Raw genomic sequence first — 24023 nt, forward strand, 5'->3', positions numbered from 1 at the left:
CACGTTGGCCGCAGCCATGCCTGCGGCCAACCTTGCCCGCGACGAGAGCGCCACGATGTCACTTCCCCCACCCGTAACTACCCCGGCGCTGATCGGCCTGGACTGGGGCTCCACCCAGGTGCGCGCCTTCCTGTTCGGCCAGCATGGCGCGCTGCTGGACAGCATGCAGGCGCCGCTGGGCGTCAGCCACCACCCCGGCGCCGCCGGCGTGGCCACGGTGCAAGCCTGGTTGGCCGCATGGCTGCAGGCCCACCCCACCGTGCCGATGCTGGCCTGCGGCATGGCCGGCAGCCAGCAGGGCTGGCAGACGGTGCCCTATCTGCCCACCCCGCTGCCGCTGGCGGCGTTGGGGCAACACCTTACCCGGCTGGATGCCCCGCTGAACGCCTGGCGCCGCGATGTCTACCTGGTGCCCGGCGTCAGCCACCACGGCGCCGGCGACGGCTTCCGCGACGTGATGCGCGGCGAGGAAACCCAGCTGGCGGGCCTGGCCACCGCCTACCCGGAACTGGAGGCGCCGGAGCTGATCCTCACCCCCGGTACCCACAACAAATGGCTGCGCCTGCAGGGCGGGCAGCTGCTGGCGCTGGCCACCTGCATGACCGGCGAGCTGTACGCGCTGCTGCGCGAACACAGCCTGCTGGCGCCGCTGCTGGCGGACGGCGACTTCGATGCCGACAGCTTCCTCGCCGGCGTGGCTGCCGCCCGTGAGCGTGGCGACTGGCTGCACCAGCTGTTCGGCGTGCGCGCCCGCGGCGTGCAGCAGCAGCTGCCACCCGCCGCGCTGAACGACTGGCTGTCCGGCCTGCTGATCGGCTACGAAATCCACGGCGCGCTGGCCGCCGGCGGCAGCGTGGCGCGCTGCGGGCTGATCGGCAGCCCGGCGCTGACCCGCCGCTACGCCACCGCCCTGCAACACCTCGGCATCGCCAGCGTGAGCCTGGATGGCGAGCGCGCCGCCAGTGCCGGCCTGTGGTGCATCGCCAGCCAGGCCGGCCTGTGCCGGCAACCTGCGGCCAACCTTGGCCTGGAGACCTGACATGCAGCAACACACCCTTACCCCGCCGCTGGACCTCGACAGCGCCATGGCGCAGCTGCCGCTGGTCGCCATCCTGCGCGGGGTACGCCCGGACGAAGTCATCGCCATTGCCGAGGCACTGTATGCCGCCGGCTGGCGCATGCTGGAAGTACCGCTGAACTCGCCGGCGCCGCTGGACAGCATCGCCCTGCTGGCCCAGCACTTCAGCGAACGCATGCTGGTGGGCGCCGGCACCGTACTCAGCGCGCAGCAGGTGCGCGAGGTGGCTGCCGCCGGCGGGCGGCTGATCGTGTCGCCCAATCTGGAGCGGGAGGTGGTCACCAGCAGCAAGGCGCTGGGGCTGTACGCGCTACCCGGCGTGCAGACCGCCAGCGAATGCTTTGCCGCGCTGCAGGCCGGCGCCGACGGCCTGAAGCTGTTCCCCGGCGAAGCCGTCACCCCGGCCATCATCAAGGCGCTGCGCGCGGTGCTGCCGCGGGCGACCCGGCTGCTGCCGGTGGGCGGCATCACCCCGGACAATATGGCCGCCTTCAGCGCCGCCGGCGCCAGCGGCTTCGGCATCGGCAGCGCGCTGTTCAAGCCGGGCATGAGTGTGGAACAGGTGGCGACGCAGGCGCGCACGTTTGCCAGCGCCATGCAGCACCTGGTGGCGAGTGCCGGTGCCGCTGCCGTCAGCGGCTGACGCGGGCAAGGCCTGCCCTGCCCGCGCGGCGCCAGCGCGGCCGCTGCGGACGTAGCGGGACGGCGCGCGCCGCCAGCGCTTGAAGGCCGGCGCCTGCGGCAAAGGCGCGCTCCTGGCGCTGCTGCCGCGCCTCCGCCAGCAGCCAGCCGCGGCAATCGGCCTGCCTGCCGCCACCACCACTGCGCGGGCACGCCGCGCGGCCAAGCAGCCATTGCCGCGCCAGGCAATTTGCTATCCAATCTGGATGACGACTCTTCCGACGCCACACAGGACACCCCATGGATAACAAGTTGAAAGGCGGTTTGGCCATTGCCGCCGTCGCACTGGCCGGCTGGTTTTACTACACCCCGTATCAGGCCGTGCACGGCATGCAGGCTGCCGCGCATGAACGCAATGCGAGCAAGCTGGCCAGCTACGTGGACTTTCCCACCGTCAAAGAAAACCTGAAGGCCGAGCTGAACGGCCAGATGCTGCAGAAACTGCAGGGCAACCCGCTGGCGGCGGTGGGCGCGGTGTTTGCCGGCGCCATGGTCAATGCCATGGTCGATGCGGTGGTGTCGCCGCAGGGCCTCGCCATGGTGCTGCAGGGCGAAAAGCCGCTGTCCAGCACCCACCGCAGCGAGTCCGGCAGCCCGGAAGCGCCGGCCACGGAATCAGACAAAGTCGAAACCCAAATGGGCTACGACGGACTCAATCAGTTTACCGTCAAGGTCTACCGGCACGACCAGCCTGCGCATGCAATCAACCTGGTGCTGCAGCGGCACAACCTGGTGTCGTGGCAGCTGACCGAGATTCGCCTGCCGCAGTAAGCGGCGAGCGGCGCGCCAGCTGCGCCGCGCGGGCACGGAACGGGTGCGCTGCCAGACGGCGCACCCGGCTGGCCACTTTCTGCACCGTCGCTGTACCCCGCAGTTCCGGCCCGCCGCAGGCCGGCGCCGGTTCAGGGCTCATCCCTCCGGTTGATGGGCCGCTGCGCGGCCGGCCGCTACATTGCTGCCATCGCCCCGCCCGGGGCTCGCACCGATGGAGCACGCAATGCAACAGCAACCGGTATTCATCCAGGTCGGCGCACTGGCCGACGGTTTCGCCCCCGACAACAACACCCTGCCGCCCTGCGGCGATCTCGCCGGCCGCAGCTTCCGGCTGTACGACAGCGCCGGCGGCGTGGCCACGCTGCAGCTTGCCGCCGACGGCAGCCTGACGCTGCAGCAGGACACGGGCGACAGCCACGCCCCGTGCCGCATCACCTCGCTTCGCGACGGCCTGTACTTTGTCGACTGCCTGCCGCCCTCGCCGGCCGGTGCCTCGCTGAGCCTGGTGCTGGACCTGGCGCACGGTCTGTACACCCGCGTCGACGGCCAGCTGCCGGACGAGGCCGCCACCCGGCTGGATCCGTTCCGCCGCGTGGCGCAGGGGCTGGAGCTGACCGCGGTGGCCGCCAGCATCAGCCACGGCACCGTGGACCGTGCGGCCAGGCCTGGCGAGCAGCTGCACCACGCCACCCGCGAGCTGGTCGGCATGCGCAACCAGTACCGCTACAGCCGCACCGAGTGCTACGAGCACGTCTACCTGAATGAAAACTTCTACGCCTGGCAATGCCTGCAGGGCGTGGAGCAGGGCCTGGCCGATGTCGACCGCTGCCACTACATCAAGCTGGCCGCGCAGCTGTACCTGTTCGTGTGGCGCGAGAAGATCATCCCCACCCTGGGCGTGGTGCTGATCGACCTGGCGCGCGGCAAGACCGACGGCAAGATCGTCGGCTACCAGGGCGGCGACTTCGGCGTGCTGTCCAACTTCGCGGTGGGCGCCACGGCGCAGGTGCTGAACACCACCCGCCACGCGCTCGACTGAGCGCCTGTTCACGGTCTACCTCCCTCCCGCGGCCCGGCCTCCAGCCGGGCCGCGCACCATGCCGGAGAAACACATGCTCACTCCCTGCTACACCCCGGATTTTGCCGGCCGCGTGGTGCTGGTCACCGGCGGCGCCCAGGGCATCGGCCGTGGCATCAGCCACGCCTTTGCCGCCCACGGCGCGCGCGTGATCATCGCCGACCTGCAGGCCGACAAGGCTGCCGCCACCGCTGCCGAACTGAACGCCGCCGGCGGCGACGTGCACGCCTACGGTATCGACCTCGCCGACCACGACGCCATCGGCGAACTGCTGCACAACGTTGGCCGCACGCATGGCCGGCTGGACGTGCTGCTGCACAACGCCGCCTACTTTCCGCTGACGCCGCTGGCGGACATCACCCCGCCGCTGCTGCAGCGCACGCTTGACGTGAACCTGTCGGCGCTGTTCTGGCTCACCCAGGCGGCGCTGCCGCTGCTGCGCGTGCGCGGCGGCCGCATCCTGGCCACCTCCTCCGTTACCGGCCCGCGCGTCGCCTACCCGGGCCTGGCGCACTACGCCGCCTCCAAGGCCGGGGTGAACGGCTTCATCCGTGCAGCCGCGCTGGAACTGGCGGCCGACGGCATCACCGTCAACGGCGTGGAGCCGGGCATGATACGTACCCCGGCGATGGCCAATCTGGGCGACGCGGCGCTGAATGCCAGCATTGCCGCCGGCGTGCCGCTGGGGCGGCTGGGCGAGCCGGCCGACATCGCCGCCGCCATGCTGTTCCTGGCCTCCGATGCCGCCGGCTACATCACCGGCCAGACCATCGTGGTGGATGGCGGCGCCACGCTGCCGGAAGCCGGCGCCGTACCGGCCTGAACCCTCTCTGGCCTGAACCCTCTCTGGCCCGACCCCGCGCAGCCCTCGCCCGCAGCGCGGGGTCAGCTACCCACTGCATATCTCCAGCTTATCTTGTGCATAGCTTTTAAATATTTTGGCTATGTAAAACCGCTCCGTAGACTGGCCCTGCCAAGCCGCGGACAGTCGCGGGCTGCGATGCCCCCACCATGACCACCATCCAGCCCTCCCCGCCTCCGCCGGCTGCCATGCAGCGCCCACTCGCCGCACCGGCTGCCGCCCGGCCCGTTCCCTCTGCCGTCCCACAGCGGCAGTTTCCCCCGTGTTTCACCCGCAGCACCCGCCCGCCCCGGGCACCCGCTTCACACACACAGGAGAACAGCTATGCACAATTACCTCCCCCGAATCGTGGCCCTGGGCCTGCTTGCGGCCAACCTGCCCGGCGCCATGGCCAAGGATCTCACCGTGGTGTCCTTCGGCGGCGCCAACAAGGACGCCCAGGCGCTGGCCTACTACCAGACTTATGAAAAGGCCAGCGGCAACAAGGTGACTGCCGGCGATTACAACGGCGAAATGGCCAAGATCAAGGCCATGGTGGATGCCCGGAAAGTAAGCTGGGACATAGTGGAAGTCGAAGCGCCGGAGCTGATGCGCGGCTGCGAGGACGGCCTGTTCGAGAAAATCGACTGGGCGCAGGTGGGCAACAAGGCCGACTTTCTGAAGCCGGCAATCAGCGAATGCGGTGCCGGCATCTTCGTGTGGTCCACCGCACTGGCCTACAACGCCGACAAGCTGAAAACCGCGCCGCAGAACTGGGCCGATTTCTGGAACGTGCAGAAATTCCCCGGCAAGCGCGGCCTGCGCAAGGGCGCCAAGTACACCCTGGAGTTTGCGCTGCTGGCCGACGGCGTGAAGCCGGCCGATGTCTACAAGCAGCTGGCCAGCAAGGCCGGCGTGGATCGCGCCTTCAGAAAGCTGGACCAGCTGAAGCCGCACATCCAGTGGTGGGAAGCCGGCGCCCAGCCGCCGCAATTCCTGGCCGCCGGCGACGTGGTGATGAGCTCGGCCTACAACGGCCGCATCGACGTGGCGCAGAAGGAAGGCAAGAACCTGCAGCTGGCCTGGGCCGGCAGCATCTATGACGTCGACTTCTGGGCGGTGCCCAAGGGCTCGCCCAATGCCAGGGAGGCCATGGCCTTCATCAAGCATGCCAGCCGCCCAGAAAACCAGGCGGTGTACTCCAACAAGATCGCCTACGGCCCGACCAATCTGAAGGCGGTACAGAAGATCAATCCGCAGGTGGCAGCCAAACTGCCCACCTGGCCGGCCAACCTGAAAAACGCGCTGGCGCTGGATGTGAACTTCTGGGTGGAGCACGGCGAGGAGCTGGAGGAACGCTTCAACGCCTGGGCGGCACGCTGATTGCTGCTGTAAGCCTGAAGCAGGCCGCACCAACTGGTGCGGCCTTTTTATTGCCTACAAGCGCTCGAACGCCAGCGTCGGCACGTCCACGATGCTGGCGCCGCCATCGGCAACGATGCTGGCGCCGGTGATGATGGCGGCCTCGTCCGACACCAGGAAGCGGCACAGCGCGGCGATCTCGTGCGCCTCGGCGGCGCGGCGCAGCGGCACCTCGGCGCAGACGCGGCGGTAGGCGGCGTCCAGGCTTTCACCGTAATGCGCCATCAGCGGCTGCATCTCCTCGTCCGCCATCGGCGTGCGCACCCAGCCCGGACATACCGCGTTCACCCGCACGCCGTGCGGACCGTAATCGCGCGCCAGCGAGCGGGTCAGCCCCAGCAGCGCGTGCTTGGCGGTGGTGTAGCCGCACACCGCCGGCCCGGCCGCCAGCGAGGCAATGGACGCCAGCAGCACGATGCTGCCGCGGCTGTGCTGCAGCGCCGGCAGGCAGGCGCGGGCGCTGGCGAAGGCGGTGCCAAGGTTGGCCGCCAGCGCCTGCTGCCAGGCGGCATCGTCGGTGTCGGTGGCGCTGCCCAGCCCCATGCCGCCGGCGCAGGCCACCAGCGCGTCGATGGCGCCGTACTGCTGCAGGATGCGGGCGCTGAATTCCTGCCAGTCGGCACTGCTGGCGGCATCGCCCACCAGCACCAGGCCGCCGGTGACCTGCGCCACGCGCTGCAGCGGCGCCGCACGGCGGCCAATCAACACCAGCCGCGCGCCCTCGGCGGCAAAGCGGCGGGCGCAGGCTTCGCCGATGCCGGTGCCGGCGCCGGTGATGACGATGGTTTTGTTGTGCAAGGACATATGGCTCTCCGATGGGTGGTAAAGCGCCAGTCTGCGGCCACGGCGGCGGCGGCGGCATCAGCCGGAGGGATGACGCGCCGCGGCGGGGCTGCCGGCGGCCGCGTGAAATGTTAAGATGTTCAACATCTATTACCCGAAGCACGCTCATGGATACCCATCGCCCGCACCAGCACCGCCTGCCGCAGCACCTGCTGCGCGCCCGAGAAGCCGTGATGGCCTATTTCCGCCCGCTGCTCAACGGCTACGGCCTCACCGAACAGCAGTGGCGCATCCTGCGCCTGCTGGACGACCGCGGCGAAATGGAGGCCGGCATGGTGGCCGACCTGGCCTGCATCCTGCCGCCCAGCCTCACCGGCATCCTGGTGCGCATGGAAAAGGCCGGCCTGATCCACCGCCGCAAGGACAAGAGCGACAGCCGCCGGCTGATCGTGTCGCTGTCGGCAGAAGGCCGCGCGCTGACGCAGCAGATCTCGCCGCTGTCCGCCGCCTGCTACGAACAGATCGAACAGCACTTCGGCGAGGACAAGCTGGAGCAGCTGCTGACCCTGCTCACCGAGCTGGAACAGCTGCCGGCCCCCGCCGCCCAGCCGACCACGCCGGAAGAAGAAACCGCCGCCGAGTGAACCGGCTGGAAAACAATACGTAGGGCGGGTTGAACCAGCGGTTCATACCCGCGTGAACGACCAACTTTGCGCGGGTATGGCCTGCGGCCAACCCGCCCTACGGCAGCAAATAGCCCGGACAAGCTACACACTAAAACCACAAGGGCGCCGCAGGCGCCCTTGTGGTTGGCAAGGTGAAAACGGAACTCAAGCCGCCAGCAGCTGCCGGCAGGCCCGCAGGCTCTGCAACAGCGCCTGGCGCTGCGGCGCGACCAGCCGGATGTAGCGCCGCATCGGCGGGAAGCTGGTCACCACCTCGCTGGCGCCAAAGTGCTCGATGCACAGCAGCCAGCTGCCCCCCTCCCAACGCAGCTCGCAGCGGCGGAAATCCAGTGGCAGCAGCGCCGCCTGCTGCGCGGCGTCTTCCTGCAGCCGGTGGGCGATGGCGGCCAGGCTGCCGTCGTCCGGCCCGGTTACCTGGCAGGCAATGCCCTGGCGGCGCAGCGCGCCGGTGTGGCGGATCACGATGCGGCCAACGTTGGCCGCAGCCGTATCCACCTCCACAGCCAGCGCCAGCGGCAGGCGGAATTCGCAGCTGACGGTGTGCGCCAGGAATACCGCCTCGGTGCGTTCGCATACCGAAAACACCAGCCCGTCGGCGCTGCGGCAGGCCAGCGCGGTGCTGCCGGCCGGCTCGCACTCGGCACCCAGCTCCAGCCGCAACCGCGCCAGCGTGGCGCCCGGGCGGTAGCCACGCGGCGGGCGCTCGCGGCGCAGCCAGTCAACCAAGCGATGCAGCACGCTTCAGTTCCTCGTCGATCAGCGACTCATGGCCGGCGGCCTTGCCGAACTCTTCTTCTAGGATCGCCTCGATCGCCACCGGGCGGAACGGGTGCACCTTCTGCACGAACAGCGTCCACACCAGCGCATACACCGCGGTAAGGCCCAGCATCACGCCGAACGGCACGTAGATGTCGCGGCTGTTCATGCCCGGCGGAGTGATGAACCAGATGGCGATGAGGATGCCGACGCTGGAGATGATCTGCGGCAGCGGGAACCACGGCGAGCGGTAGGCACGCGGGAATTCCGGGCGGCGGATGCGCAGCAGCGCCACCGAGATGTTCACCAGTAGGTAGGCCACGCCCCAGGCACACACCGCCGCCAGTACCAGCGGCATGATGCGGTCGAGGTCGCCGTGGATGTACCAGGCGTGGGCACAGGGCACCACCACCGCCACCAGGATGCCGAACAGCGGCGTCTTGAAGCGCGGATGCAGGTAGGCGAACACCTTGGGCAGCGCGCCATCCAGCGCCATGCCGTACAGGATGCGCGGCAGCGCGGCGATCAGGGTGTTGATGGTGGCGGCGCCGGCGAACAGCAGGCCGATGCCCAGCCAGATCTTGCCGAACGGGCCCATTACCTGGCCGGCGAAGGCCGGAATCGCCATCGGCGTATCCAGCAGGTGCGGGCCGGCGAGGTTTTTCGGGTCCATCGGCACGTTGGCCACCTGGTGCACCATGGCAGCGCCGTAAATGAACATGGTAGTGGCCACGCCGGTGAGGCCCAGCTTGGCGGCCAGCGGAATGTTGCGGCCGGCCTTTTTCAGCTCCGGCGCCAGCGGCGTCACCAGCTCGAAGCCGACGAACATGAACATCGCCATGCCGATCAGGCTCAGCACGCCGCTGGGGTCGGACAGATCCAGCGGGCTGCCGAACCAGCCGTCCAGCTGCACCGCCGGCGCCTTGATCAGGCCGATCACGCCGAAGATGGTCAGCGTCGCCCACATCACGAAGGTGAGGATGATCTCGGCCTTGCCGAAGATGGTGATGCCCAGCGCGTTGAGCACGCCGAACAGCACCACCAGCCCCACGCCCACCAGCCAGGAGCTGCCGCTGCTCTCCATCATGGTGTTGAGGTGCTCGAAGTTCACCAGCGCCATGATGCCGGAGAGGATGGTCTCGGCGGTGCCGGCAAACACATGCACCAGCAGATAGGCGGAGATGGTGCCGGTAATGGCGAAGAAGCGCCCCATGCCACAGGAGATGTAGTCGTACACCGCGCCGGAGGTAGGCAGCATCGATGCCGCCTCGGAGAAGGTGGTGGCCTGCGCCTGCATCATGATCCAGGCGATGACCATCGCCAGCGCAAAGGTGCTGCCGGCCATGCCGAAGCCGCTGGTGACGGTGAGGATTACCGGGCTGGCCATCACCACGCCTACCGAGCTGGCCAGTGCCACCGGAAAGCCCACCACCCCTTGGTCGAGGTAGCGGGCCAGTTTCTGTTGAATAGTCATTGCTGGTGACTCCTAATCTGTTTCTCGCTTTGTAGCCGGCGCCTGTACGGGCTTTTTATGATGGCGCCGGTGCTGTTTGGCCTAGTTTAGCTGGCCATTTCCATGCCGTGCGCCAGGTCCAGAAACAGCCGGCTGGCAAGCTCGGTACGGTTATTCACGCCAAACTTGCGGTACAGGTGCTGCAGATGGGTTTTCACCGTCGGCAGCCCCAGATCCAGCAAGCGGGCAATGGTCTTGTTGCAGGCGCCGTCGCGCAGCAGCAGCGCCACTTCGCGTTCGCGCTGGGTAAGCCGCACCGCTGTATCCGCTACCGCTGCGGCCAACTGCAGCGGCAGGTTGCCGCTGGCCGCCAGCTCCAGCAGGCCGTGCAGCTGCTGCAGCGTGGCCAGTTCGGCGCTGCCGAAGGCGCCCAGCTCCTCGCCGCGGATCAGCGAGAAGCCGGCCACCACGCGGCCGCCGCGGCGCACGAACAGCTCCACCACGTCGGCCATGCCGTGGCGCGCCATGAAGCGGCCATAGCGCGATTGCCGCAGCGTGCCCTGCGCCACCGCCTCGCCCATCGGCATCACGCTGGTGCCGTGGCCGAAGCGCGCCGGGTGCAGCGGGTCGCACTGCTGGTAGTGGGACAGGTAGTGCTGATGCACCTGCCCCGGCATGTCATGCAGCAGGTAGTGGCGCGGCCGCAGCTGGGCATCCACCTGGTAGAAGGCGCAGGAGGTCACCGGCACCAGGCCGGTAACACTGGCGATGCAGCGCTGCGCGTAGTGCGCCACGGCGGCGGAGGCGGATGTCGTCATGGCGGCACTCCCGGCAGCGTTGCGGTTGGCGCGATCAGGCGCCGGCGAAGCCGGCATCCAGCGCGGCGACGATGGTGTCCAGCTGCGGCTGCTGGATCACCAGCGGCGGCGACAGGATGATCTTGGTGCCCACCGGGCGCACCAGCACGCCGTTCTCGCGGGCAATCTCCGCCACGCGGTTGGCGTAGCCGCCCATCGGGTCCACCGGCTCGCGGGTGGTCTTGTCCACCACCAGGTCCAGCGCCACCATCAGGCCCTTGCCGCGCACCTCGCCCACCGCCGCGTACTTGTCGGCGAACGGTTTGAGCTTGGCCAGCAGGTACTCGCCCTGTGCGGCGGCATTGGCCGGCAGGTTTTCCTCGCGCACGATCTTGAGGTTGGCGATGGCGGCGGCGCAGGCCACCGGGTGCCCGGAGTAGGTGTAGCCGTGCATGATGGCGCCGCCGAAGTCGGCGTTGGCCGCAAAGGCGTCCGCCACGCGCTGGTTCACCACCGTGGCGCCCAGCGGCACGTAGCCGGAGGAGATGCCCTTGGCCAGGCACATGATGTCCGGCGCCACGCCCCACAAGCGGCTGCCGAACATGGAGCCGGAGCGGCCGAAGCCGGTCACGATCTCGTCGGCGATCAGCAGCACGCCGTACTTGTCACACACCTCGCGGATCAGCGGCCAGTAGCTGGCCGGCGGCACGATCACCCCGCCGGCGCCCTGGATAGGCTCGGCGATGAAGGCGGCCACGGTGTCCGGGCTCTGGAACTGGATCTCGCGCTCCAGCATCTGCGCGCAGATTTTGGCCAGCTCTTCCGGGTCTTCGGTGAACGGGTTGCGGTAGGTCCACGGTGTTTCCACGTGGAAGCAGCCCGGCAGCATCGGCTCGTAGTTGCGACGGAACACGGTGTTGCCGTTGACCGAGGCGCCACCGAAGTGGGTGCCGTGGTAGCCCTGCTTCAGCGAGATGAACTTGGTCCGGTCCGGCTGGCCCTTCACGCGCCAGTACTGGCGCGCCAGCTTCAGCGCGGTTTCCACCGCGTCGGAGCCGCCGCTGCTGAACGCCACGCGGGCCATGCCTTCCGGCTTCAGCATGTCGATGATGGTGGCGGACAGCTCCTCGGCGCGCGGGTGGCTGATGCCGTCGAACAGCTGGAAGTACTCCAGCTCGTCCAGCTGGTTCATGATGGCCTGCTTGATCTCGCTGCGGTTGTGGCCGACGTTGACGTTCCACAGCCCGGCCACGCCATCCACCAGCTGGCGGCCCTTGTCGTCGTACACATGGCAACCGTCACCGCGCACGATGCGGATAGGTTCGCGGCGCTGCATCTCGTTCGGGTGCAGCATGGGGTGCCAGAAACGGGCGTTATCGTAAGACATGGCAAAACTCCTTCAGAAGACTGGGCCGGACAAGCCGGCAAGAAAGCGCGCTATTGCCGGCTTAATGCGCGATGCACACCGATTTGAGTTCGGTAAAGTTCTCCACCGCGGCGCGGCCGAACTCGCGGCCAACCCCGGATTGCTTGTGGCCGCCGAACGGCATGTTCGGATCCAGCGGAATATGGCTGTTCACCCACACGGTGCCGGCCTGCACCTGCGGCACCACGTTCATCACCAGCGACAGGTCATTGCTCCACACGCTGGCCGCCAGGCCGTACGGCGTGTCATTGGCCAGGCGCACTGCCTCTTCCACCGTGTCGAACGGCATGGCCACCAGCACCGGGCCGAAGATTTCCTCGCGCACCACGGTGTGGCGATGGTCGACATCGGTGAGCACGGTGGGCTGCACGAAGTAGCCCGGCAGGTCGGCAGCGCCGCCGCCGGCCACCACGCGGGCACCCTCGCTGCGGGCGATATCGATGTAGCGGCACACCGCCTGCTGCTGCCGAGCCGACACCAGCGGGTTGATCTGCGCGTTCATGTCCATGCCGGCGCCGATGCTCATGCTGCCGGCGGCTGCGGCCAACCCTTCCACCACCTGCTCGAAGCGGCTGCGGTGGATGTAGATGCGCGAAGCGGCGGCGCAGACCTGGCCCTGGTTGAAGAAGCCACCCAGCATGGCGCCCTGCACCGCCTTGTCCACGTCCACGTCGCCGAACACCAGCATCGGGTTCTTGCCGCCCAGCTCCAGCGAGAAGCGGGTCATGTTGTCCAGCGCGGCATGGCCCACGGTCTTGCCCACTTCGGTGGAGCCGGTGAAGGTGACCTTGCTCACCAGCGGGTGGCTGGCCAGCGCCTGGCCGGCGCGGCTGCCGCGGCCGGTAAGCACATTCACCACCCCCGGCGGGATGCCGGCTTCCAGCACCAGCTCGCCCAGGCGCAGCGCGGTAAGCGGGGTTTCGGTGGAAGGCTTGAGCACGATGGTGCAGCCGGCGGCCAGCGCCGGTATCAGCTTCCAGATGGCAATCATCAGCGGGAAATTCCACGGCACGATGCCGGCCACCACGCCCACCGGCTCGCGGCGGGTGTAGGCGGTGTAGCGGGTGCCCGCCGGCACCGGAATCGACACGTCCATGGTCTCGCCGGTGATCTTGGTGGCCCAGCCGGCCATGTAGCGCACATACTCGATGGCGGCGCCCACTTCGATGGCGCGCGAAATATGGATGGACTTGCCCTGGTTCAGGGTTTCCAGCTGCGCCAGCTCCTCGGCGTGCGCTTCCAGCACGTCGGCCAGCTTCAGCAGAATGCGTTCGCGCTCCGCCGGGCGCAGGCCAGACCAGGCGCCGGAAGTGAAGGCGCGATGCGCGCTCTCCACCACCGCGTTCACGTCGGCCTCGTCGGCATCGGCCACGCTGGCAATCACCTGGCCGCTGGCCGGGTTACGCACCTCGATACGGCCACCGGCGCGCGCTGCCACCGCCGCGCCATCGATCAACAGGCCATGCTCCTTGTGCAGGAAGGCATTCACCTCGTCCAGCACCGGCACCAGGTTCTGATCCATCCTCATTCTCCTCATCTGTATTGACGCGATCCCGCGTTGCGGGGTTGGCCGCCTGCCCTGCCGCCGACTGGCGGCGCGTGACGACGGCCTTGATGCATATCAATGTACTCGCAGCCTCCGGACAGCCTTATCCCAAATCGGCAAACCCTGCACCGCGGCACAAAGCCATGCCAGACGGGGCTGCCAGCCGCCTGTGGCCGGCAATCTGTCGCGCGGCGGTAACACTGCTGACATCGGCATGAAGCCTTGCTGCAACTGGCTTGCACACTGTCCGACAAGCAGATAGATAATATGTTAACTATTTTTTTCGATATGCCCGCCCCGCAGCGGTGACGGCGCCTGGCCGCTACGGGATACTGCACTCAGCAGCGCACATAACAACGACAGACTCCCGCCAGCGGCAACAACACCAACAAGCCACGGCGACAAGAGGATGCGGCCAACCCTGGCCGCCGCAAGGGCACCTCGAAAAACCCGGGTTTCTAAGCGAGACAAGGCGAGAACGAAAAACTCCGACGCGGCATATGCTTGATATGTAAGGAGGCGTTTTTTGTGAGCAACGCAGTATCGCGACGAAAGCTGGCGTTTTTCGAGGTGCCCGCAAGAGACACACGCATCACGGAGCCCCACCATGCAGGCCCAGCAGCAGCAATTCACCGATGCCCAGCAGCACGCCTCGTCGCTGGCGCACTGGAACCAGGTCTACGACCAGATCACCGCCGGCCGCTTTCACAGCTCGCTGCAGCGGCTGAACACCGACCAGCTGGACATCTTTCGCGAAACCATCAACCAGCGCGTGGTGCAGCACGGCCAGGCACCGGCCGACATGGTGCACTTCGCCGTGCCGCTGCAGCTGTCGGTGCCGCTGTCGCTGCAGGGCTGCCAGGTGGGCGACAACGCGGTGATGGCGCTGCGCAGCAACGAGGAATTCGTATTCCACGTGCCGCCGCAGGTGGATTCGCTGCAGATCTCCATCCGCAACAGCGACCTGGAAGCGCTGGCGCCGCAGCTGTGGCAGCGCCTGAGCCAGAGCCGGCAGCGCATGCCGGTGCTGCAGGTGAGCCCGCAGCAATTGCAGGCCACGCGCGAGCTGCTGCTCACCGCCTTCGAACAGGCGCTGCTGAACGCCGACCTGCTGAACTACGCCGGCAGCCAGAAGCTGATCCAGCACCAGTTCATCAGCCTGCTGCTGGATCTGCTGAACGACGTGGCGCCGGACGAGCGCCCCAGCCTCACCCATGCCACCCACAGCGACATCGTGCGCCGCAGCCAGGCCATCGTGCAGCACAGCCCGGACGAGCCGGTAACCGTGCTGGACCTGTGCCAGCAGCTGCGCGTGAGCCGCCGCACGCTGCAGAACAGCTTCCAGCTGATCACCGGCACCACGCCGGTGGACTACCTGCGCTCCATCCGCCTCAACAGCGTGCGCCGCATGCTGCAGGCCGCACCGCAGCGCAACAGCGTGCGCGAAGCCGCCGGACAATGGGGCTTCTACCACCTGGGCCACTTCTCGCGCGACTACCGCCGGCTGTTCGACGAGTTGCCGTCGGAAACCCGCAGCCGCGCGCTGGCCTAGCACCCACCCACCGGGCACCCGCCCGGTTTTTTGTTGCGGCCAACCGCTGGCAAAAAAACGGGTGCCCGCAGGCACCCGAGGAGAGATAGCCGCCACAGTCCCCCCGTGGCGGCATGGAGAAATCCGTTCAGACGCCGGCTGCACCCTGCCAGCGCCGTTCGATGGCGGCACGCGGCGGGGTGGGCAGGAACTCGGCCAGGAACTGGTTGATGGCGACCAGCAGGCTGGCGTTTTCCGGCTGTGCCGCCACCGCCGCGCAGTACTGCCACGGCGCGGCATCCAAGCTGGCAGGCAGGATGTCCAGCCGGCCACGCCACGGGCTGGCGGCATCGCTGGCCGCCCAGTGAAAGATGGTGCGCTCCACCGCGAAGGCATCCACCGTGCCCTCCGCCACCGCGGCGTGGATGCGACCCTGGTCGGAGAACAGCAACAGATTGCCCAGCTGCACCCGCCCGCCCGGCAGCTCGCGATTGGCCTGCCAGCGCACACCGGCGGCCTGCAGCGCCGCCAGCGCGCTGGGGTCGTTGCCCACGCCCAGCACCTTGCCGGCCAGATCGTCCAGGCCGCGGATGCGCGTATCGCCGGCGCGGCGCACCAGCACGAAGGGCGTGCTGCAGTAGGGCTGCGACAACCACAAGCCCGGCAGGCCGATGCCGGCCGGCAGCGCGCTCCACATCAGGTCGGCCGGCGCCTCGCCCGGCTGGCGGCCGAAGTACAGCAAGTCCGGGCACTGGTCCCAGCTGTGCTCCACGAACTGCGGCTTTACCCCCAGCCAGCCGGCAAAGGCTGTGGCGTAATCGATGTCCAGCCCCTGCAGGCCCAGCCCGCCGCGCGGGCGGAACGACAGGCCGACAAAAGCCGGCTCCACCGCGATGCGCAGGCTGCCGCGCTGGCGTATCGCCGTCAGCCTTTCAAAGCCGGCTTCCAGCGGCAGCTGGTTGGCGCGCAGCAGGCTGCGGGCGGCATCGCCGCGCTGCTGCGCGGGCTGCGGCAGCGCCGTACCCAGTGCCTCGGCAATGTTGGCCGCACGCTCGGCCTGGCCGCGCAGCAGTTCGGCGCGGCTGGCCACCTGCGGCGCCGCCTCGGCAATCAGCTTGTTGGTGTCGTCCAGGCTGAGGATGTTGCCGCCCAGCGCGTCGAACAGCTTGCCCAGTTCGCCCAGCTGGGTACCGAGTTCCGCGGTGAGTGCCGCCAGCTTGGCGTCGCTCTCGCTGACGATGTGCGCCACCTGCTGCTGCACCTCGCCCAGATCCATGTGCTGCATCGCCAGTGCAGAGCTTTCCAGCGTGCGCTGCGCCAGCCGGCGCACTTCGTCCGCCACCACCGCGAAGCCGCGGCCCTGCTCGCCGGCACGCGCCGCCTCGATGGCGGCATTCAGCGCCAGCAGGTTCACCATCTTGGCGATGTCACCGGTTTCGGCGATCACCCCCAGCGCCTGCCCGGCCTTGGCGTCGATCAGCGCCACCGCCGACGCCAGCTCGCGGCGGATGTCGCCGGCCACCCGCTCCACCTCGGCGGCAAGCGCCTGGCGCAGGGTGTCGGCAATGTCGGCGCTCTGCCGCACCTGGCCGGCGGACTGCCCCAGCGCCCGCTGCATGCGCGCGCTGCGCTCCTCGATTTCCGCCACCACCTGCGCCTGGGTGGACAGCCCGCGCGCCACGCTGTGCTGCATGAAGGCCACGGTATGCAGCAGCCGCGCCAGCAAGGTGTCGTCACCCGCCTCGGCCGTGTCGGCGGCAAGATGTGCAGGCGCATGCAGCGGCGCCAGCGGCAGCAGGCTGGCAGGGTCGGGCTGACGGGGCTGGCGGCGGAATACTGACAACACGGCATTCTCCTCACGGGTGGCATGGCGCGGGCAGTATCGGCCGGGCGGCGGGCGGGGGTGTATCCGGATTCGGCAAATCGTTGCCGGGTGGGGAAACGTGGCCTGCGGCCAACGTGTGCTGCATTGCGGTTGTGGCTTGGTTGGGTTGGCTTGCTTGCATTGCTTGGAGTGGAATCCGCTGCGCGGATGCTGCTTGAAGTCGCCGGTTCCGCCCGGCGTACGGGCCAGGGGGCGTGCCGCCGCCCCCTCGCGACCCCGCTCGCCCCAGCGGTCCGCGAAACCCCGGCCAAAACGGCATTCGCCAGGCGCCGGCAATTCGCCGTTTGCTAACGTCAAACGGCTCAGCTGCCGCCTTAAAACCTGGCGAACGCCTTTTTGACCGGCGCGGCCCAATGGGGCAGTTGGGCGCTCCACGACGTTGGCCGCATGTTGTGGTCGTGGGTTGATGCGGCCAACGTTTTTGTTCCGTATCTACGGGTGGCGCCGCCAACGGTAGGGCGGGTTGAACCAACGGTTCATACCCGCGCACAGCCAGCCACCTCTCGCGGGTATGGCCTGCGGCCAACCCGCCCTACAGCAGCCCCACCCTATGACAGATCCCCACCCGACAATTAGGCCCACAAAACAAACAGCAGGACCGAACCGGCGTGCCCCAATCCCGTTGGCGCGAGCCGGGCAAAATGGTGCGCCCCAGGTTTTAAGACGCCGATCTGTCTGAGTCCCGAGCCGTTAGCGAGGGACGAGTTCGGCGGCGCCTGGGGCGTGCCTTTTTGCACTGGGTTTCGAGCAGCCGCCGGGGAGCCGGGGATTGTTAAGGGGGCCGCGGTGGCCCCCTTAACCTGTCCGCCGGGCGAAACCGGCATCAAAACCATCATCCGCGCAGCGGATTCCACACCCAACCAAACAAGCCAAGCCACAACAGCAACGCGGTAAACATTGGGCTTCGCTGCACTCAACCCAACCTACGTGCTTGCGGCCAACGTTGGCCGCCTCGCGTGGCGTGAGTCGAATCGTAAGGCGGGTTGAACCAACGGTTCATACCCGCGCACAACCAATCACCTCACGCGGGTATGGCCTGCGGCCAACCCGCCCTACCGCCTCGCCAAAGCGCAGCGGAACGCCCTACTCCCCCTGCCGGTTGGCCGCCCGGTAATCGCTGGGGCTGTGGCGGGTATCGCGCAGGAAGAAGCGCGAGAAGTAGGCCGGGTCCTTGAAGCCCAGGTGGTAGGCGATCTCGTTGATGGAGGACGCCGAGAAGATCAGCAGCCGCTTCGCCTCCTGCAGCAGGCGGTCATGCACCAGGCGCTTGGACGGCAGGTCGGCCAGCCGGCGGCAGATGTCGTTCAGCCGCGCCTCGGTCACGCCGATCTGCTCGGCGTAGCGCCACAGCGCCCAGTGCTCGCGGTAGTGCTGCTCGATCAGCGCGTTGAAGCGGTGGTAGATGTGCAGGTCTTCGCGGCGGAAGTGCTGGTTGCTGCCGGCTTCGCTCGACAAGCGCAGCAGGCTCACCAGCAGCAGCTGGGTGATGCCGTGCAGCGCGGCGTCGCGGCCCTCGCCTTCCGCCATGTATTCCTCGCCCAGCAGGGTGAACAGCTGCGGCAGACGCTCGGCCTCGCGTTGCAGCTGCGGCGGCACCTTGCCCAGCTCCACGCAGAACGGCGTCATCAGCCGCGCCTCGGTCTCGTGGCGCGGCAGGCCGGCCAGCAGCTGCCACACCAGCTCCTGGCGCACGGTGAGCACGTGGCCGTCGGCGTCCTCCTCGGTGATGAAGGCGTGCGGCACGGTGGGCGGGGTGAGGAAGAACAGCGGCGCGTCGGCGATGTACTGCTGCTCCTCCAGGTACAGGCGGATCTGGCCGCTGTCCAGGTAGTGCACCTGGAAGAAGCGGTCGTGGCGGTGCACCGGCATGTTGCGGCCGAAGAATTCCGCCAGCTTGCCGAAGCGCTCGTAGGACACCTCGGCCGCGGCGTAGCGGCTGTCGTACTCCTTGCCGATGTCGATATTGGGAATCGGCGTGCGCTCGCGGGCCATGCACTAGCCCTGCGGCAGGATGGCGGCGAGGCCGGCCTCGGCACAGGCGATGTCCTGCGCCTCGCTGGCGCCGGAGATGCCTATCGCCCCGATGCGCTGGCCGTGCAGCATGATGGGCAGCCCGCCGCCGAAGCCGGCAAAGCGCGGCCGGCCGTACAGCCCGGCGCGCACCGCCTCGCTGCGCTCCGCCAGCCGGGCGTCCCAGGCGGCGGTGGGCAGGCCGAAGCTCACCGCGGTGTAGGCCTTGTCGATGGCGATGTCCACCGAATGCAGCGGCGCGCCTTCGCAGCGCAGGAAGGCCATCAGCACGCCGCTGTGGTCCACCACCGCGGCATTGACCGTCACGCCGAGATGGCGGCCGTGCGCCACCGCGGCTTCCGCCGCGCGCATCGCAGCCTGGGTGGTGATGGACTGGCAACTGTGGGCTAGCGGGTTCATGTCTGTCTCCTAGATGCTGGGTTGTGGTTTTTTTGACCATGGCAGATGGCGCCCCGGTTTGCTGCGGAAAGTACCGTTTTCCCCGGTGAAAGTACACGCCGTCTGGCGGCATAGTGGCAGCCATGTGCCCGGTCATGCGGCGGGTGGTGTTGACAATGCCGTCCGCCGCGCCGTATAAATTTAACATGTTAACTAATTTGCAGCAGCAGGCGGCCGGGGTTGGCCGCAAGCCTGCGCATCACTGAGTAGAGGAGCAAGCATGGCGCGAGGACGCATTCTGCTGAACCGGCAGGCACGCGGCGTGACGCTGCAGGCGGATGGTTCGCTGCTGCTGGACAACGGCAACCCGCTGCTGGACGAACCGCAATGGCTGGCGCCGGTGACCGGCACGGTTTACGGCGCGGCGCTCAACCACCGCTCGCTGGCCGAGTCGCTGGCCGCCGCCTTCGAGGACGCGCCGTACAAGGCCGCCCCCAGGGCGCCGGTGCTGTTCATCAAGACCAGCAATACCCAGATCGGCCACGGGGCGGCGATTCCCTTCCCCGCCGGCGTGGCGCGCATCCAGGCCGGCGGCGCGCTGGGCGTGGTAATCGGCCAGCGTGCCCGCAAGGTAGCCGCCGCCGAGGCGCTGCAATACGTGGAAGGCTACACCGTGGTGAACGAGGTGAGCCTGCCGGAAGACAGCTTCTACCGCCCGGCGGTGAAGGCCAAATGCCGCGACGGCTTCTGCCCGATCGGCCCGTGGCTGGTGCCGGCCGCCGGCATCAACCCGGCCGCGCTGGAAGTGGAAACTTATGTCAACGGCGCGCTGCGCGAGACCAACCGCTGTGCCGACCTGCTGCGCAGCGTGCCGCAGCTGATCGCCGACGTATCCGCCTTCATGACGCTGGAGCCGGGCGACCTGCTGATCGCCGGCACCCCGCTGCGCAGCGTGGAGCTGCAGCCCGGTGATGTGGTGACCGTCGCCATTGCCGGCATCGGCCGCCTGGAAAACCCCGTCATCGCCGAGGAGGCCGCACGATGAAACACGCCCGCATCCGCTACCAAGGCAACATCCACCACGTGCTGGTGAACGACGACCACAGCGTGACCGTAGCCGGCCAAAGGTTGGCCGCAGACGCGGTGGAATGGCTGCCGCCGGCGCAGGGCACCGTGTTCGCGCTGGGGCTGAACTACGCCGACCACGCCGCCGAGCTGGCGTTCAAGGCGCCCACCGAGCCGCTGGTCTTTCTCAAGTCGCCCTCCACCCTCACCGGCCACAACGCGGTGTCGGTGCGCCCGGACAACGTGGCCTACATGCACTACGAGTGCGAGCTGGTGGTGATCATCGGCAAGACAGCGCGCAATGTCAGCCGCGAGCAGGCCATGGACTACGTGGCCGGCTACAGCGTGTGCAACGACTACGCGGTGCGCGACTTCCTGGAGAACTACTACCGCCCCAACCTGCGGGTGAAGAACCGCGACACGCTGACCCCGATCGGCCCGTGGTGGGTGGACAAGGCCGACGTGGCCGACCCGGCCAACCTCACCCTGCGCACCTGGGTGAACGGCAAGCTCACGCAAGCGGGCAACACCCGCGACATGGTGTTCGACATCCCCTTCCTCATTGAATACCTGAGCAGCTTCATGACGCTGTCGCCGGGCGACATGATCGCCACCGGCACGCCGGAAGGCCTGGCCGACGTGGTGCCGGGCGACGAGGTGGTGGTGGAGGTGGAAGGCGTGGGCCGGCTGGTGAACAGGATCGTCAGCGAAGCGGAATACCAGGCCGCCCTCGGCTGACCCATACACACAAAACCCGCAGCCTGCCATGCCGCCGACAAGGCGCACCGACAGGCAAGCAACAGATTCATCGCTGCGGCAGCGCCGCACAGCAAAGGACCAAACCATGATCAAGCACTGGATCAACGGCCGTGAAGTCGAAAGCCGCGACACCTTCACCAACTACAACCCGGCCACCGGCGAAGCCATCGGCGAAGTGGCCAGCGGCGGCGCCGACGAGATCAACGCCGCGGTGGCTGCCGCCAAGGCCGCGTTTCCGAAATGGGCCAACACCCCGGCCAGGGAACGCGCGCGGCTGATGCGCAAGCTGGGCGAACTGATCGACAAGAACGTGCCGCAGCTGGCCGAGCTGGAAACCCAGGACACCGGCCTGCCCATCCACCAGACCAGGAACGTGCTGATTCCGCGCGCCTCGCACAACTTCGACTTCTTCGCCGAGGTATGCACCCGCATGGACGGCCACACCTACCCGGTGGACGACAGCATGCTCAACTACACGCTGTACCAGCCGGTAGGCGTGTGCGGCCTGGTGTCGCCGTGGAACGTGCCGTTCATGACCGCTACCTGGAAGACCGCGCCGTGCCTGGCGCTGGGCAACACCGCGGTGCTGAAGATGTCCGAGCTGTCACCGCTCACCGCCAACGAGCTGGGCCGCCTGGCGATGGAAGCCGGCATTCCGGAAGGCGTGTTCAACGTGGTGCAGGGCTACGGCGCCACCGCCGGCGACGCGCTGGTGCGCCACCCGGACGTGCGCGCGGTGTCCTTCACCGGCGGCACCGCCACCGGTCGCCGCATCATGCAGAGCGCCGGCATCAAGAAATACTCGATGGAGCTGGGCGGCAAGAGCCCGGTGCTGATCTTCGACGACGCCGATCTGGACCGCGCGCTGGACGCCGCGCTGTTCACCATCTTCTCGCTCAACGGCGAGCGTTGCACCGCCGGCAGCCGCATCTTCATCCAGGAAGGCGTCTACGACCAGTTCGTGGCCGAGTTCGCCCGCCGCGCGAAGAACCTGATCGTCGGCGACCCGCAAGACCCGAACACCCAGGTCGGCTCCATGATCACCAAGGCGCACTACGACAAGGTCACCGGCTACATCCGCATCGGCATGGAAGAAGGCGCCAATCTGCTGGCCGGCGGCCTGGAGCGCCCGGCGAACCTGCCGGCGCAGCTGCAAAACGGCAACTTCATCCAGCCCACGGTGTTCGCCGACGTGGACAACCGCATGCGCATCGCGCAGGAGGAAATCTTCGGCCCGGTGGTGTGCCTGCTGAAATTCAAGGACGAAGCCGAGGCGCTGCGCCTGGCCAATGATGTGGAATACGGCCTGGCGTCCTATATCTGGACCCAGGACATCGGCAAGGCACACCGTCTGGCGCGCGGCATCGAAGCCGGCATGGTGTTCATCAACAGCCAGAACGTGCGCGACCTGCGCCAGCCGTTCGGCGGGGTGAAGGCCTCCGGCACCGGCCGCGAAGGCGGCGCCTACAGCTTCGAGGTGTTCACCGAGATCAAGAACGTATGCATCTCGATGGGCAGTCACCACATCCCGCGCTGGGGCGTGTAAGCCGGTAACGAGCTTGCGGCCAACCTTCAAGGCTTGGCCGCAAGACACCGCAGGAAAAACCACCCCACCGCCACTGTAAAACAGAATCGAGGAGACAACTATGGGCAAACTTGCGCTTGCCGCCAAGATCACCCACGTACCGTCGATGTACCTGTCCGAGCTGGACGGGCCGCACAAGGGCTGCCGCCAGGCCGCCATCGACGGCCACAAGGAGATTGGCCGCCGCTGCCGCGAGCTGGGCGTGGACACCATCGTGGTGTTCGATACCCACTGGCTGGTGAATTCCGGCTACCACATCAATTCCGCGCCGCACTTCGAAGGGGTGTACACCAGCAACGAGCTGCCGCACTTCATCAAGAACATGCCGTACGAGTACCACGGCAACCCGCAGCTTGGCCGCCTGCTGGCCGAGGCCGCCACCGCCGCCGGCGTGCACACCCGCGCCCACGACGCCACCACCCTGGCGCTGGAGTACGGCACGCTGGTGCCGATGCGCTATATGAACGCCGACCAGCATTTCAAGGTGGTGTCGGTATCGGCGCTGTGCACCGTGCACAACCTGCAGGACAGCGCCACGCTGGGCGCCGCCTTCCGCCGCGCCATCGAGGAACAGTACGACGGCACCGTGGCCATCTTCGCCAGCGGCTCGCTGTCGCACCGCTTCGCGCAGAACGGCGTGGCCGAGCAGTACCTGCACAAGGTGTGGAGCCCGTTCCTGGAAACCATGGACCACGAGGTAGTGGACATGTGGCAGCGCGGCGACTGGAAGACCTTCTGCGCGCTGCTGCCGGAGTACGCCGACAAGTGCCATGGCGAAGGCTTCATGCACGACACCGCCATGCTGCTGGGCGCGCTGGGCTGGGATGAATACCGCGGCAAGGCCGAGGTGGTGACGCCGTATTTCGGCAGCTCCGGCACCGGCCAGATCAACGTCATCCTCCCCGTTTAGGAACGATCTGCTGCGCGTCGGCGATACGGCGTTAACACCCGCTTCGCCCTGGCTCGCAAGATCGTCACCGGATGCCAACAACGTTGGCCGCATCCCACCTGCGGCCAACTTATGGAGCCCGCCATGCCGCACTTCATCCTGGAATGTACCGATAACATCCGCGAACAGGCCGACCTGCCCGGCCTGTTCGAAAAGGCGCACGCCTTCCTGATCGGCACCGGCCTGTACCCGGTGGCCGGCATCCGCAGCCGCGTGCACTGGCTGGACACCTGGCGCATGGCCGACGGCGAGGCCGATTACGCCTTCGTGCACATGTCGCTGAAGATAGGCCACGGCCGCAGCTTCGAGGAGCGCGAGCGCACCGCGCAGGGGCTGTTCGACATCATCAAGGCGCACTTCCAGCCGCTGTTCGATGCCCGCTACCTGGCGCTGACTTTCGAGCTGAGCGAGCTGCCGCAGCAGCTGAGTTACAAGCACAACAACGTGCATCAGCGTTTTAAATGAACCAGCCCATGGTCCTGCTGCGCACCCCTGATCGGAGTTCATGCGCTGCTCGGA

At 67.8% G+C, this 24023-nt stretch carries 22 protein-coding genes; 13 read left to right on the plus strand and 9 right to left on the minus strand.

The genetic code is table 11. The features are described from left to right. The first annotated feature begins 55 nt into the window (after positions 1-55). The 6 genes from ACFOLG_RS13975 to ACFOLG_RS14000 all read left to right on the plus strand — a co-directional run bounded on the left by ACFOLG_RS13975 (position 56) and on the right by ACFOLG_RS14000 (position 5835). Positions 56-1039, plus strand: a complete 984-nt coding sequence (locus tag ACFOLG_RS13975) for a 2-dehydro-3-deoxygalactonokinase (protein WP_386092890.1) — start codon at positions 56-58, stop codon at positions 1037-1039. A 1-nt stretch (position 1040) separates the two neighbouring features. After that, the gene (locus tag ACFOLG_RS13980) at positions 1041-1721 is read left to right on the plus strand and encodes a 2-dehydro-3-deoxy-6-phosphogalactonate aldolase (protein WP_386092892.1); all 681 of its coding nucleotides are present in this window, start codon (positions 1041-1043) and stop codon (positions 1719-1721) included. A 278-nt stretch (positions 1722-1999) separates the two neighbouring features. Continuing rightward, the gene (locus ACFOLG_RS13985) at positions 2000-2530 is read left to right on the plus strand and encodes a DUF2939 domain-containing protein (protein WP_386092894.1); all 531 of its coding nucleotides are present in this window, start codon (positions 2000-2002) and stop codon (positions 2528-2530) included. 226 nt (positions 2531-2756) lie between these two features. Then, a complete protein-coding gene (locus ACFOLG_RS13990) occupies positions 2757-3572 on the plus strand; it encodes a MoaF C-terminal domain-containing protein (protein ID WP_386092896.1) in 816 nt (271 codons plus the stop codon). Between the two features lie 73 nt (positions 3573-3645). Then, complete coding sequence (locus tag ACFOLG_RS13995; protein ID WP_386092898.1) at positions 3646-4434, plus strand: SDR family oxidoreductase; 789 nt, start codon at positions 3646-3648, stop codon at positions 4432-4434. Positions 4435-4797: 363 nt separating this feature from the next. Continuing rightward, positions 4798-5835: an ABC transporter substrate-binding protein gene (locus tag ACFOLG_RS14000; protein ID WP_386092900.1), complete on the plus strand. Its 1038-nt coding sequence runs from the start codon at positions 4798-4800 to the stop codon at positions 5833-5835. 54 nt (positions 5836-5889) lie between these two features. On the opposite strand, the gene ACFOLG_RS14005 is transcribed toward ACFOLG_RS14000, so the two are convergent. Further along, the gene (locus tag ACFOLG_RS14005; RefSeq protein WP_386092902.1) at positions 5890-6678 is read right to left on the minus strand and encodes an SDR family NAD(P)-dependent oxidoreductase; all 789 of its coding nucleotides are present in this window, start codon (positions 6676-6678) and stop codon (positions 5890-5892) included. A 146-nt stretch (positions 6679-6824) separates the two neighbouring features. On the opposite strand from ACFOLG_RS14005, the gene hpaR reads away from it, so the two are divergent. Beyond that, on the plus strand, positions 6825-7301 hold the full coding sequence (gene hpaR, locus ACFOLG_RS14010; RefSeq protein WP_386092904.1) for a homoprotocatechuate degradation operon regulator HpaR: 477 nt from the start codon (positions 6825-6827) through the stop codon (positions 7299-7301). Positions 7302-7487: 186 nt separating this feature from the next. On the opposite strand, the gene ACFOLG_RS14015 is transcribed toward hpaR, so the two are convergent. From ACFOLG_RS14015 to ACFOLG_RS14035, 5 genes are all read right to left on the minus strand, one after another. Beyond that, positions 7488-8081 carry a DUF3156 family protein gene (locus ACFOLG_RS14015; protein ID WP_386092905.1) on the minus strand — a complete coding sequence of 198 codons (594 nt, stop codon included), beginning with the start codon at positions 8079-8081 and terminating at the stop codon, positions 7488-7490. Next, positions 8062-9573, minus strand: coding sequence for an APC family permease (locus tag ACFOLG_RS14020; protein ID WP_386092907.1), 1512 nt, complete (start codon positions 9571-9573; stop codon positions 8062-8064). Before ACFOLG_RS14020 ends, ACFOLG_RS14015 begins: the two co-directional genes overlap by 20 nt. 86 nt (positions 9574-9659) lie before the next feature. Continuing rightward, positions 9660-10370, minus strand: coding sequence for a helix-turn-helix transcriptional regulator (locus ACFOLG_RS14025; RefSeq protein ID WP_386092909.1), 711 nt, complete (start codon positions 10368-10370; stop codon positions 9660-9662). A gap of 34 nt (positions 10371-10404) precedes the next feature. Beyond that, a complete protein-coding gene (locus tag ACFOLG_RS14030; protein ID WP_088966402.1) occupies positions 10405-11736 on the minus strand; it encodes an aspartate aminotransferase family protein in 1332 nt (443 codons plus the stop codon). Positions 11737-11797: 61 nt separating this feature from the next. Next, entirely contained in the window at positions 11798-13297 is a 1500-nt protein-coding gene (locus ACFOLG_RS14035; RefSeq protein ID WP_386092910.1) for an aldehyde dehydrogenase family protein, read from the minus strand. Between the two features lie 631 nt (positions 13298-13928). Between ACFOLG_RS14035 and ACFOLG_RS14040 the strand changes: the two genes are divergently transcribed. Next, the gene (locus tag ACFOLG_RS14040) at positions 13929-14873 is read left to right on the plus strand and encodes a helix-turn-helix domain-containing protein (protein WP_386092912.1); all 945 of its coding nucleotides are present in this window, start codon (positions 13929-13931) and stop codon (positions 14871-14873) included. Positions 14874-15000: 127 nt separating this feature from the next. Here the strand turns inward: ACFOLG_RS14040 and ACFOLG_RS14045 are convergent, their stop codons facing one another. The 3 genes from ACFOLG_RS14045 to ACFOLG_RS14055 form a co-directional block, all read right to left on the minus strand. Further along, the gene (locus ACFOLG_RS14045) at positions 15001-16698 is read right to left on the minus strand and encodes a methyl-accepting chemotaxis protein (RefSeq protein ID WP_386092914.1); all 1698 of its coding nucleotides are present in this window, start codon (positions 16696-16698) and stop codon (positions 15001-15003) included. 1122 nt (positions 16699-17820) lie between these two features. Beyond that, positions 17821-18729, minus strand: a complete 909-nt coding sequence (hpaA, locus tag ACFOLG_RS14050) for a 4-hydroxyphenylacetate catabolism regulatory protein HpaA (RefSeq protein ID WP_088966398.1) — start codon at positions 18727-18729, stop codon at positions 17821-17823. Between the two features lie 3 nt (positions 18730-18732). Next, positions 18733-19167: a GlcG/HbpS family heme-binding protein gene (locus ACFOLG_RS14055; RefSeq protein ID WP_088966397.1), complete on the minus strand. Its 435-nt coding sequence runs from the start codon at positions 19165-19167 to the stop codon at positions 18733-18735. Positions 19168-19426: 259 nt separating this feature from the next. Here ACFOLG_RS14055 and ACFOLG_RS14060 point away from each other — a divergent pair, with 259 nt between their 5' ends. The 5 genes from ACFOLG_RS14060 (at position 19427) to ACFOLG_RS14080 (ending at position 23969) form a co-directional block, all read left to right on the plus strand. Then, the gene (locus tag ACFOLG_RS14060; protein ID WP_386092917.1) at positions 19427-20191 is read left to right on the plus strand and encodes a fumarylacetoacetate hydrolase family protein; all 765 of its coding nucleotides are present in this window, start codon (positions 19427-19429) and stop codon (positions 20189-20191) included. Beyond that, positions 20188-20949: a fumarylacetoacetate hydrolase family protein gene (locus tag ACFOLG_RS14065; RefSeq protein WP_386092918.1), complete on the plus strand. Its 762-nt coding sequence runs from the start codon at positions 20188-20190 to the stop codon at positions 20947-20949. Before ACFOLG_RS14060 ends, ACFOLG_RS14065 begins: the two co-directional genes overlap by 4 nt. Before the next feature lie 106 nt (positions 20950-21055). After that, a complete protein-coding gene (hpaE, locus tag ACFOLG_RS14070; RefSeq protein WP_386092920.1) occupies positions 21056-22516 on the plus strand; it encodes a 5-carboxymethyl-2-hydroxymuconate semialdehyde dehydrogenase in 1461 nt (486 codons plus the stop codon). A gap of 100 nt (positions 22517-22616) precedes the next feature. Next, the gene (hpaD, locus tag ACFOLG_RS14075) at positions 22617-23465 is read left to right on the plus strand and encodes a 3,4-dihydroxyphenylacetate 2,3-dioxygenase (RefSeq protein WP_386092922.1); all 849 of its coding nucleotides are present in this window, start codon (positions 22617-22619) and stop codon (positions 23463-23465) included. Positions 23466-23588: 123 nt separating this feature from the next. Next, positions 23589-23969 carry a 5-carboxymethyl-2-hydroxymuconate Delta-isomerase gene (locus ACFOLG_RS14080; RefSeq protein WP_386092924.1) on the plus strand — a complete coding sequence of 127 codons (381 nt, stop codon included), beginning with the start codon at positions 23589-23591 and terminating at the stop codon, positions 23967-23969. The last annotated feature ends 54 nt before the right edge of the window (positions 23970-24023 follow it).

It is taken from the genome of Vogesella facilis, from assembly GCF_042648525.1.
Classification (GTDB): domain Bacteria; phylum Pseudomonadota; class Gammaproteobacteria; order Burkholderiales; family Chromobacteriaceae; genus Vogesella; species Vogesella facilis.